The sequence below is a fragment of the Parabacteroides sp. CT06 genome (assembly GCF_002257605.1).
Taxonomy (GTDB): Bacteria; Bacteroidota; Bacteroidia; order Bacteroidales; family Tannerellaceae; genus Parabacteroides; species Parabacteroides distasonis.
In genome coordinates, this window is sequence record NZ_CP022754.1 from 3,933,755 (window position 1) to 3,945,851 (window position 12,097).

General features: G+C 44.9%; 7 protein-coding genes. All 7 read right to left on the reverse strand.

From position 1 onward, the window contains the following. Nucleotides 1-205: 205 nt before the first annotated feature. The 7 genes from CI960_RS17495 to rplA all read right to left on the reverse strand — a co-directional run bounded on the left by CI960_RS17495 (nt 206) and on the right by rplA (nt 12,093). On the reverse strand, nt 206-1,090 hold the full coding sequence (locus CI960_RS17495) for an AraC family transcriptional regulator (RefSeq protein ID WP_005854224.1): 885 nt from the start codon (nt 1,088-1,090) through the stop codon (nt 206-208). A 15-nt stretch (nt 1,091-1,105) separates the two neighbouring features. Next, the gene (locus CI960_RS17500) at nt 1,106-1,969 is read right to left on the reverse strand and encodes an endonuclease/exonuclease/phosphatase family protein (protein WP_005854223.1); all 864 of its coding nucleotides are present in this window, start codon (nt 1,967-1,969) and stop codon (nt 1,106-1,108) included. Between the two features lie 160 nt (nt 1,970-2,129). Continuing rightward, nucleotides 2,130-6,425: a DNA-directed RNA polymerase subunit beta' gene (gene rpoC / locus CI960_RS17505; RefSeq protein ID WP_005854222.1), complete on the reverse strand. Its 4,296-nt coding sequence runs from the start codon at nt 6,423-6,425 to the stop codon at nt 2,130-2,132. 76 nt (nt 6,426-6,501) lie between these two features. Then, nucleotides 6,502-10,314: a DNA-directed RNA polymerase subunit beta gene (gene rpoB / locus CI960_RS17510; RefSeq protein WP_005854221.1), complete on the reverse strand. Its 3,813-nt coding sequence runs from the start codon at nt 10,312-10,314 to the stop codon at nt 6,502-6,504. 107 nt (nt 10,315-10,421) lie between these two features. Then, entirely contained in the window at nt 10,422-10,799 is a 378-nt protein-coding gene (gene rplL, locus CI960_RS17515; protein WP_005854220.1) for a 50S ribosomal protein L7/L12, read from the reverse strand. Nucleotides 10,800-10,849: 50 nt separating this feature from the next. After that, on the reverse strand, nt 10,850-11,380 hold the full coding sequence (gene rplJ, locus CI960_RS17520) for a 50S ribosomal protein L10 (RefSeq protein WP_005854219.1): 531 nt from the start codon (nt 11,378-11,380) through the stop codon (nt 10,850-10,852). Between the two features lie 14 nt (nt 11,381-11,394). After that, nucleotides 11,395-12,093, reverse strand: coding sequence for a 50S ribosomal protein L1 (gene rplA / locus CI960_RS17525; protein ID WP_005854218.1), 699 nt, complete (start codon nt 12,091-12,093; stop codon nt 11,395-11,397). Nucleotides 12,094-12,097 lie beyond the last annotated feature (4 nt).

The following is a 12,097-nucleotide window of genomic DNA, read 5'->3' on the forward strand; positions in this document are numbered from 1 at the left end:
CAATGTAAAAATACCTTTTGTGTTTGATATAATTGGTTTTGGCGTTTTAGTTAAGGTTTGTTTTGTCTAAGTGCTAATCTCTTTCACTTGAACTTTACAAAAGTAAGGGCTTTAGCAAAGACCACCAAATACTATATGTGCAATAAATAATACTATATCATCAACACTTGACACAAATCAATGTAAACATGCTTTAAATCATGTTTTAAATTATAAACCTCGAACGGGAATATTTCTCCCTGTACTCTGTAGGGGTACTCCCCCTACGCCGTTTGAATACCCGGTTGAAATTCGATAGATTATTAAAACCGCACCTGTAACATATTTCAGAAATACTGTCACTTGTATCGGTCAAACGGCATACCGCCTCGGCTACCCGGATCTCATTCAAGTTATCGATAAATGTCTTTCCCGTCCACTTCTTCAAGAAACGCATCAATGAGGCATCGCTCATATTTGTTAACTTAGCCACTTCCGACAAGGTGATACGTTTTTGATAATTTTCGTGTAAATATAACATGATACTATCTAAACGATCGGTATCGTTATTATTATAGTTCTTTACCGTGTTCACGGCATTCAACCGACGGGCTGCTTTATCCAAAGATAGAATCTTAAGAATCTCGACCAAACGCAACAGGTTCTTGAAAGAATCCGGCTTGTTATCGTTCGACAACATTCTTAATTTATCTTGAATGCCAAGTATCATTTCCCGGCTGAAAACAAGACCACTGGAAGCGTTATCAAACATATCCTTCATGGTCTTGAAATGCCGTCTATTGATCAAGCTATCAAATAACGATTTATGAAATTGTATCGTTATCTCAAAGATCCCATTACACGGACACTTATGGTTCGAGTAAGCATGCTTCGTTCCTCCCGCGATCAACACCAAATCCAGATCATCGATTTCCTCGACCGAATCGCCAACTATCCGAATAGCGCCAGCGGCATTCTCCAGATAGTTCAACTCAAACTCCATGTGTACATGTAACGGAAAATTAAACCCCGATTTCGGGCGTTGCATGACCAAGAAGCAATCTTCTGATGAAAGCGGGGTAGTTTCCTTCAATACGTCTACTTTCCCCATACACACAAAGCTTTTTTATTCGAGTATCAACGTACTGATTACCGGGCAATGGTCGGATGGGAACAGGTTATTCAACGTTTCAGTCAATACACCATGACGCAATACCTTGATATTCCCTTTCACGAAGATATAATCAATCCATTCACGCTTGTCGTAAGGGATCTTTCCAAAATCATGGAATGTCCATTCCGGGCCGTAAATAAACCCTGCGATCGTGCGGGAATGAGTCAAATGACGAGGATCACTCGGATTAGTCAATACTTGTATCGGCTCATCAGAAGGCACGGCATTGAAATCGCCAGTCACGATTATAGGCAAATTCTCGGATAATTTCTTCGCTTGCTCCAGCACCAATGAAGCTCCTTCATGACGAGCCACTTTCCCCATATGATCCAAGTGCGTATTCAAGAAGAAGAATTTCTTTCCCGTATTCTTATCTTTCAAGATCGCCCAAGTAGCTACGCGCTCGCATGCGGCGTCCCAACCTTTCTTACCAATGGCATTTATATCTTCGGCTAACCAGAAATTACCGCTTTTCTCAACGGAGAAACGATCCTTACGATAGAAAATCGGAGCGTACTCCCCTTTCGTCTTGCCATCCTCACGACCAACACCCACATAAGCGTATTCCGGTAAACGATTAAGCAAATCATTCAGCTGATTATTCAAGACCTCTTGCGCACCGAACACATCCGCCTCATAGAATTTCACTAAATCAGCAGCGAAATCTCTTCTGAATTTCCATTGATTATCCTTATCACCCGAATTATCGTAACGGATGTTATAAGACATTACATTCATTTTCTCATCGTTGTTTTTAGCGAATAAGCAACCAGTGGCAAATAAAGCCACCATTAAACAAAGTAAAATTCTCTTCATGATATTGATTATTATATGTTTCTTATATGTCTCAGTATTTATCTATGGTCTTTGTTACCTCGCAAAAATAAAGTTTATCCATTTATTAAGCAAATAAGGAAGAACAAAAAAGGCCGACAGATTGCTCTGCCGGCCTTTCTTTATAGTTTATTAAACGTTCCTATTCTTCATCATCTTTGTCCATGGCATTGAAATCAACCACGTTCTTGCGATTAGCGAAGATACGATCGAACTCATCCTTTGCGCCTACGATCAGCTTATCAAACTCACGCTGACCGGTACCGGCAGGAATCAAGTGACCACAGATAACGTTCTCTTTCAAACCTTCCAAACGATCTACCTTCCCGTTGATAGCAGCCTCGTTCAATACTTTCGTCGTCTCTTGGAAAGATGCGGCGGACATAAAGCTGTTCGTCTGCAAAGCGGCACGTGTGATACCTTGAAGGATCTGGTTGGCTGTAGCCGGAATAGCGTCACGTACCTCGACCAACTTAAGATCACGGCGTTTCAACATACTATTCTCATCTCTCAACTTACGTGCAGTCACGATCTGTCCGGCCTGCAATGTCTGAGAATCTCCCGGATCGGTAACAACTTTCTTGCCCCAGATACGATCGTTCTCGTCCATTACCTCCAACTTATCAACAATCTGCTGCTCCAAGAAGCGAGTATCTCCCGGATCAACCACCTCTACCTTACGCATCATCTGACGAACGATAACCTCGAAGTGCTTATCGTTGATCTTCACACCCTGTAGACGGTATACATCCTGAACCTCATTCACGATATATTCCTGTACAGCCGTCGGACCTTTGATCGCCAAGATATCCGAAGGAGTGGTAGCACCGTCTGATAGCGGCATACCCGCACGGATATAGTCGTTCTCCTGAACCAATAATTGTTTAGACAGAGGAACCATATATTTCTTAACCTCACCCAACTTAGACGTTACGGTGATCTCGCGGTTACCACGTTTGATCTTACCGAATCCTACCTCTCCGTCGATCTCAGATACGACAGCAGGGTTAGACGGGTTACGAGCCTCGAACAACTCGGTTACACGAGGAAGACCACCGGTGATATCACCGGCCTTACCTACGGCACGAGGGATCTTAACCAAAACCTCACCAGCTTTCACTACATCACCATTGTCTTTCACGACGTGAGCGCCCAACGGCAAAGAGTAGTTCTTCAAGTAATTACCATTCTCATCCACGATATGAGCGGCCGGAGCCTTCGTCTTATCCTTAGACTCGATGATGATCTTCTCCTTCAAACCGGTAGTCTCATCACTCTCAACCTTGTAAGTCACGTTCTCTACCAAACTCTCGAACTCGATCTTACCGGAAACCTCTGACACGATTACGGCATTGAACGGGTCCCACTCGATGATCACGTCACCCTTCTTAATTGAGTCACCGTTGTTGAAGAACAACTTAGAACCATAAGGTATATTATGAGTCAACAACACAATCTTCGTGTTCGGATCAACAATGCGCATTTCAGCCAAACGGCTTACTACTACCAAATGTTTCTTTCCGCTCACCTCGTCTACCGCCTCAACAGCACGAAGCTCGTCGATCTCTAAAATACCATCATATTTAGATGTAATACTATTCTCTGTAGCGATGTTGGATGCGATACCACCGACGTGGAATGTACGCAACGTCAACTGTGTACCCGGCTCACCGATAGACTGTGCGGCGATTACACCGACAACCTCACCCTTCTGAACCATGCGGTTCGTAGCCAAGTTACGTCCATAGCACTTAGCGCAGACACCCTTCTTAGACTCACAAGTCAATACGGAACGAATCTCGACGCTCTCGATCGGAGAGTCTTGGATTGCCTTAGCGGCATCCTCACGGATTTCCTCACCGGAACGAACGATAACCTCGCCCGTAATCGGATGGATCACATCGTGAACAGATACACGACCTAAGATTCTCTCATACAAGGAAGCGATCACCTCCTCGTTATTCTTCAATTCCGTACAAACCAAGCCACGCAATGTACCACAGTCTTCCTCGTTTACGATCACGTCGTGAGAGACGTCAACCAAACGACGAGTCAAGTAACCGGCGTCGGCAGTCTTCAAAGCGGTATCGGCCAAACCTTTACGAGCACCGTGAGTAGAGATAAAGTACTCCAACACGGACAAACCTTCCTTAAAGTTAGAAAGGATCGGGTTCTCGATAATCTGACCACCTTCTGCACCACTCTTCTGCGGTTTCGCCATCAAACCACGCATACCGGACAACTGACGAATCTGCTCCTTCGAACCACGGGCACCGGAATCCATCATCATATAGATTGAGTTGAATCCATCGTTATCCGCCGTCAATTGCTTAATCAAGATATTAGACAAGTTACTATTAACGTGTGTCCAAGTATCGATAATCTGGTTATAACGCTCGTTGTTGGTAATGAAACCCATATTATAGTTAGCCATGATCTGCTCAACCTCATCGTATCCCTTCTGAACCAACTCATCCTTTTCAGGCGGGATCAGAACGTCCGCTAAGTTGAAGGACAAACCACCCTTGAATGCCATATAGTAACCCAAGTTCTTGATATCGTCCAAGAACTGAGCGGTACGAGCCACACCACAAGCCTTGATTACCCGACCGATGATGTCGCGAAGAGACTTCTTGCCCAACACCTCGTTTACATAACCAATCTCTTTCGGAACGAACTCGTTTACCATCAAACGTCCAACGGAAGTCTCAACCATCGTCTTCACCAAGTTGCCGTTCTCATCCAAATCCTCCACGTAAACATGGATCGGAGCATGGATATCCAACTTCTTCTCATTGTAAGCGATCGTAGCCTCTTCCGGACCATAGAAAGTCAAACCTTCGCCTTGTGTACCCTTGCGCAACTTGGTAATATAATACAAACCAAGCACCATATCCTGAGAAGGTACGGTAATAGGAGCACCATTCGCTGGGTTCAAGATATTGTGTGAAGCCAACATCAACATTTGAGCTTCCAAAACAGCCTCATTACCTAACGGCAAGTGAACAGCCATCTGGTCACCGTCGAAGTCGGCGTTGAATGCCGTACATGCCAACGGGTGCAACTGGATAGCCTTACCCTCGATCAATTTCGGCTGGAACGCTTGGATACCCAAACGGTGCAATGTCGGGGCACGGTTCAATAATACCGGGTGACCTTTCATTACGTACTCCAAAATATCCCAAACAACCGGTTCCTTACGGTCAACGATCTTCTTGGCAGATTTCACCGTCTTCACGATACCGCGTTCGATCAATTTACGGATAACGAAAGGCTTATAAAGCTCGGCAGCCATATTCTTCGGCAAACCGCACTCGTGCATCTTTAATTCCGGACCTACGACAATAACCGAACGAGCGGAGTAGTCAACACGCTTACCCAACAAGTTCTGACGGAAACGACCTTGTTTACCTTTCAAACTGTCGGACAAGGACTTCAACGGACGATTGGCGTCTGTCTTAACAGCGCTCGATTTACGAGAGTTGTCAAACAAAGAGTCCACGGCCTCCTGAAGCATACGTTTCTCATTACGTAAGATCACTTCCGGAGCCTTAATATCGATCAATCGTTTCAAACGGTTATTACGGATAATAACACGACGATATAAATCATTCAAGTCAGAAGTAGCGAAACGGCCACCGTCCAACGGAACCAACGGACGCAGTTCGGGAGGGATCACCGGGATCACCTTCATGATCATCCATTCCGGTTTGTTACGACCTCTGGACGCACGAAAAGACTCAACCACCTGAAGGCGTTTCAAGGCCTCGTTCTTTCTCTGTTGAGATGTGTCCGTGTTCGCACGGTGACGCAACTCATAAGAAAGAGAATCCAAGTCCAAGCGAGCCAACAGATCATAAACAGCCTCAGCGCCGATCTTAGCGATGAACTTATTCGGATCCGTATCCTCTAGCAATTGATTTTCTCTTGGAAGGCTATCCAAAATATCCAGATATTCCTCCTCAGATAATAGGTCTAACTCACCGACCGTGTCTACGCAACCCGGCTGGATCACGACGTAGCGTTCGTAATAGATGATGGAATCCAGTTTCTTGGTAGGAAGACCTAGCAAGTAACCGATTTTATTAGGCAAAGAACGGAAATACCAAATATGGGCAACAGGAACCACCAAATGGATGTGTCCCATACGTTCACGACGAACTTTCTTTTCCGTAACTTCCACTCCACAACGATCGCAGACAATACCTTTGTAACGGATACGCTTGTACTTACCGCAATGGCACTCATAGTCCTTGATCGGACCAAAGATACGCTCACAGAACAAACCGTCACGCTCAGGCTTATACGTACGATAGTTAATTGTTTCCGGTTTCAAAACCTCACCGCTGGAGTTCTCTAGGATCTCCTCAGGGGATGCCAGACCGATGGTTATTTTTGAAAAGTTACTCTTTATCTTGTTTTCTTTTCTAAAGGCCATATTATTTATTTATAAAGAGTTATCAATAGATAAAGTAGACGGGCCGTAGCCCACCTACTTCTTTATTGTTATTGAATTAATCCAGAGTGAAACTCAAACCAAGTCCTCTCAACTCGTGCAATAATACATTCAGAGATTCAGGGATACCCGGCTGTGGCATCGGATCACCCTTCACGATCGCCTCATAAGCCTTCGAACGTCCTACAACGTCATCAGACTTAATCGTAAGAATTTCCTGAAGAACATGAGCGGCACCGAAGGCTTCCAGTGCCCAAACCTCCATCTCTCCGAAACGCTGACCACCGAACTGTGCCTTACCACCTAACGGCTGTTGCGTAATCAAAGAGTACGGACCGATTGAACGGGCATGCATCTTATCGTCAACCATGTGGCCCAACTTCAAGAAGTAAGTCACACCCACCGTAGCAGGTTGGTCGAAACGCTCACCAGTACCACCATCATACAAGTAAGACTTACCGTAGCGAGGAATACCAGCTTTGTCTGTCCATTCGTTCAAATCATCCAAAGTCGCACCATCGAAGATCGGAGTAGCGAACTTAACGTCCAACTCACGTCCGGCCCAACCCAACACGGCCTCGAAAATCTGTCCCAAGTTCATACGAGAAGGCACACCCAGCGGGTTCAAGCAGATATCCACCGGAGTACCGTCTTCCAAGAACGGCATATCCTCCTGACGAACGATCTTTGATACGATACCCTTGTTACCGTGGCGACCGGCCATCTTATCACCTACCTGAATCTTACGTTTCTTGGCGATATAAACCTTAGCCATCTGTACGATACCTGTCGGCAGCTCATCACCGATCGTCAAGTCGAACTTCTTACGTCTCAACTCAGCGTCAAGCTCCTTGTACTTCTTCAAATAATTCAAGATAACCTGCTTGATCAACTCATTCTTCTGAGCGTCTGCCGTCCACTTGCTTACTTGGATGGAGTTATAATCCAATTCTTCCAGAGATTTGCGGGTAAACTTAGCACCCTTAGCGATAATCTCCGTATTCATATAGTCTTTAACACCTTGAGAAACCTTGCCGTTTGTAAGCACTAACAACTTATCAACTAACAAAGTCTTCAAGCTAGCCATCTTTTCTTCGTATTCCTCGTCCAACTTCGGCAAGATCGCCTTATCAGTCAATCTGGATTTACGTTTCTTGACAGCCTTCGAGAACAAAGCGGTCTCGATAACCACACCGCGCAAAGACGGAGTAGCCTTCAAGGAAGCATCCTTCACATCACCCGCCTTATCACCGAAGATAGCACGCAACAACTTTTCCTCCGGAGATGGATCAGACTCACCTTTCGGAGTGATCTTACCGATCAAGATATCACCCGGCTCGATGCGAGCACCTACACGAACGATACCTCTCTCATCCAAATCCTTGGTAGCCTCTTCGCTGACGTTAGGGATATCGGAAGTCAATTCCTCCATACCACGCTTCGTCTCACGTACCTCAAGGATGTATTCGTCAACGTGGACAGACGTAAAGAAGTCCTCACGAACCATACGCTCGTTCAACACGATAGCATCCTCATAGTTATAACCCTTCCAAGGCATGTAAGCCACCTTCACGTTACGTCCCAAAGCAAGCTCGCCTTTCTGGGTTGAGTAACCCTCGGTAAGGATATCGCCGGCTTTCACACGTTGTCCGCGATGACAGGTCGGTTTCAAATCGACTGTCGTACTTTGGTTGGTCTTACGCCATTTCGGGATATTATATGTCTTAACCGCATCCTCGAAGCTAACGAATTCCTCGTCCTCCGTGCGGTCATATTTAATCTTGATACAAGTAGCATCAACGAACACAACCTCGCCCTCACGCTCAGCCATAATCTGAGTACGAGAGTCACGAGCAACCTGCGCCTCGATACCGGTACCAACGATCGGAGCGTCCGTACGCAACAAAGGAACCGCCTGACGCATCATGTTAGATCCCATCAACGCACGGTTAGCGTCATCATGTTCCAAGAACGGGATCAGTGAAGCCGCGATAGAAGCTATCTGCTGCGGAGCCACGTCCATCAAGTCAATCTCAGAAGGAGGGACAACAGGGAAGTCAGCCTCGAAACGAGCCTTCACCTTATCGCGGATAAACTTACCGTTATCATCCAATGGAGCGTTACCTTGAGCGATTGTCAACTCTTCCTCTTCCTCCGCCGTGTAGTATTGCAAGCCTTCCTCAGAGAAGTCGACCTTTCCATCTGCCACCTTACGGTACGGAGTCGAGATGAAACCAAGATCGTTGATCTTAGCGTATACACATAAAGAAGAGATCAAACCAATGTTCGGACCTTCCGGGGTCTCAATCGGACAAAGACGACCATAGTGCGTATAGTGAACGTCACGAACCTCGAATCCGGCACGCTCTCTAGACAAACCTCCCGGACCTAGGGCTGATAAACGACGCTTGTGCGTGATCTCCGCCAACGGGTTCGTCTGGTCCATGAACTGAGACAAGGCATTCGTTCCGAAGAAAGAGTTAACCACGGAAGAAATCGTCTTCGCGTTGATCAAATCAATCGGAGTAAACACCTCATTATCGCGAACGTTCATACGTTCACGAACTGTACGTGACATACGAGCCAAACCAATACCGAACTGGTTATACAATTGCTCGCCAACCGTACGTACACGACGGTTGCTTAAGTGGTCGATATCATCCACGATAGCCTTCGAGTTGATCAACTCGATCAGGTACTTGATGATCTCGATAATATCTTCTTTAGTCAAGACCTTAACATCAGCGCTTGTAGTAAGGCCTAACTTCTTGTTGATCCTGTAACGTCCCACCTCACCCAGATCATAACGTTTCTCTGAGAAGAACAGGTTCGTGATAACCTCGCGTGCGCTAGCCTCATCAGCCGGTTCCGCATTTCTCAACTGTCTGTAGATATACAACACAGCTTCCTTCTCGGAGTTACTCGGGTCTTTCTGGAGCGTATTATATATGATAGCATAGTCGGACAGATTCTGGTCCTCACGATGCAACAAAATATTTTGCGTGCCTGAATCCAAGATAGCCTCGATATTGTCACTATCCAATACAGACTCACGGTCGATGATTACATCGTTACGTTCAATAGAAACCACCTCACCGGTATCCTCATCTACGAAATCCTCCACCCAAGTCTTCAAAACACGAGCGGCCAGCTTACGTCCGATAAACTTCTTCAGGTTTGCTTTCGTTACCTTCACCTCTTCCGCAAGGTTGAAGATTTCAAGAATATCTCTATCGCTTTCAAAACCAATAGCTCTCAAAAGAGTAGTTACAGGCAATTTCTTTTTACGGTCGATGTAAGCGTACATCACATTGTTGATGTCCGTAGCGAACTCGATCCATGACCCCTTGAACGGGATAATACGTGCGGAGTACAACTTCGTTCCGTTTGCGTGCGTGCTTTGTCCGAAGAATACGCCCGGAGAACGGTGCAGCTGAGACACGACAACACGCTCGGCGCCGTTGATCACGAAAGTACCTCTGTCCGTCATATACGGGATCGGACCCAAGTATACATCTTGGATCACCGTATCGAAGTCCTCATGATCCGGGTCCGTACAGTACAGTTTTAACTTCGCTTTTAAAGGCACGCTATAGGTTAACCCGCGAGCGATACACTCATCGATACAGTAACGAGGCGGATCTATATAGTAATCTAAGAACTCCAACACAAAATTGTTACGGGTATCCGCAATCGGGAAATTCTCGGCAAATACCTTATACAATCCCTCCTTCTTTCTCTTTTCAGGAGGAGTGTCAAGTTGAAGAAAGTCTTGGAACGACTTCAATTGAACTTCGAGAAAGTCCGGATACGGGAACTGATTCTTTATCGAAGCAAAATTAACTCTTTGGTTTTCAGCTGTTGAAGACATCTAGTAAGGAATTTATTGAACTTATTGAAATTATAGACACAAAAAGGTTAAGAGTCTTCGTAGTCGGAGACTCTTAACCAAATCACCTGGAAACCAGGTTATAAATACTATTTAAGCTCAACTTCAGCTCCAGCCTCTTCCAACTGTTTCTTCAATGCCTCAGCATCAGCTTTAGCGATACCTTCCTTAATTGCACTAGGAGCGCTATCTACCATATCCTTAGCCTCTTTCAAGCCAAGACCTGTTAATTCTTTAACTAACTTAACGATAGCTAATTTATTAGCACCAGCTGCTTTCAATACAACATCGAAAGAAGTCTTCTCTTCTGCAGCGGCAGCAGCACCACCAGCAGCAGGACCAGCAACAGCAACAGCTGCAGCAGCAGGTTCGATACCGTACTCTTCTTTAAGGATAGTAGCTAATTCGCTAACTTCTTTAACGGTCAAGTTTACTAATTGTTCTGCAAAAGCTTTCAAATCTGCCATTTTTGTATGATTTAAATGATTATTTATCTGTGTAATGTTTTAATGAAAAATTATCTTTCTTCCAAAGTCTTCAACAGACCATGGATAGTTTGTCCTGATGACTGAAGAGCAGAGATAACGTTCTTCGCCGGAGATTCCAACAATGCGATAACATCGGCAATAAGTTCGTTTTTGCTCTTGATATTTACTAATGCCTCAAGATTCTCAGCACCTACATAGAAGCTTTCTTGTACGTAAGCAGCCTTCAAAGCCGGTTTAGCGACTACACCTTTTTTAGCGTCCTTAGTAAAATCCTTAATCAGGCGAGCGGGAGCATTAGCGACTTGTGAGAACATCACAGCCGTATTGCCTTTCAAAGCTACGTTAAGATCAGAGAAGTCACCTTCAATGTTCTCCAACGCTTTCTTAAGCAAGTTATTCTTTACAACGACTAACTTAACCTCACGCTTGAAACACTCTCTTCTCAATTTGCTGGTTTTCTCAGCGTCCAACGCCTCGATATCTGTCAAATAGAAATTAGGATATTCCTTTAATGTTTCAGTTAATTGACCTATAACAGTTCCTTTATCTTCCTTTCTCATTGTTCAATTGTTTTTTAGTTTTCTTCAACTGATTTGGGGTCAATTTTAATACCCGCACTCATAGTACTAGAAAGATAAATACTCTTTATATACGCACCTTTAGCCGCAGTAGGTTTCAACTTGATCAAAGTTGAAATAAACTCCTTAGCATTGTCACGAATCTGTTCCGGAGTGAAAGACACCTTACCAACAGATGTGTGAACGATACCGCTCTTATCTACCTTAAAGTCGATCTTACCTTGCTTAACCTCCTTCACCGCATTTCCGATCTCATTGGTAACCGTACCACTCTTTGGGTTAGGCATCAAACCACGAGGGCCTAATACGCGACCAAGAGCACCGATCTTACCCATGATAGAAGGCATAGTGATGATAACATCAATGTCAGTCCAACCGCCTTTAATCTTATTAATATACTCATCCAATCCAACATAGTCAGCTCCAGCGGCAGTAGCTTCAGCTTCCTTGTCCGGAGTACATAATGCGAGAACCCTAACCTGCTTACCAGTTCCGTGAGGCAATGAAACCACGCCTCTCACCATTTGATTGGCCTTACGGGGGTCAACACCTAAACGGACATCAACATCTACGGATGCGTCAAACTTAGTTGTAGTAATTTCCTTCACTAAAGCTGAAGCTTCTTTCAATGTATATGCTTTCCCAGCTTCAATCTTGCCCAAAGCCAACTTTTGATTCTTTGTAAGTTTACTCATCTCA

What these genes read in the sequence shown, in the direction of transcription:
- CI960_RS17495 (WP_005854224.1), bottom strand. Translation starts at nt 1,090, where the DNA reads ATGGGGAAAGTAGACGTATTGAAGGAAACTACCCCGCTTTCATCAGAA.
- CI960_RS17500 (WP_005854223.1), bottom strand. Translation starts at nt 1,969, where the DNA reads ATGAAGAGAATTTTACTTTGTTTAATGGTGGCTTTATTTGCCACTGGT.
- rpoC (WP_005854222.1), bottom strand. Translation starts at nt 6,425, where the DNA reads ATGGCCTTTAGAAAAGAAAACAAGATAAAGAGTAACTTTTCAAAAATA.
- rpoB (WP_005854221.1), bottom strand. Translation starts at nt 10,314, where the DNA reads ATGTCTTCAACAGCTGAAAACCAAAGAGTTAATTTTGCTTCGATAAAG.
- rplL (WP_005854220.1), bottom strand. Translation starts at nt 10,799, where the DNA reads ATGGCAGATTTGAAAGCTTTTGCAGAACAATTAGTAAACTTGACCGTT.
- rplJ (WP_005854219.1), bottom strand. Translation starts at nt 11,380, where the DNA reads ATGAGAAAGGAAGATAAAGGAACTGTTATAGGTCAATTAACTGAAACA.
- rplA (WP_005854218.1), bottom strand. Translation starts at nt 12,093, where the DNA reads ATGAGTAAACTTACAAAGAATCAAAAGTTGGCTTTGGGCAAGATTGAA.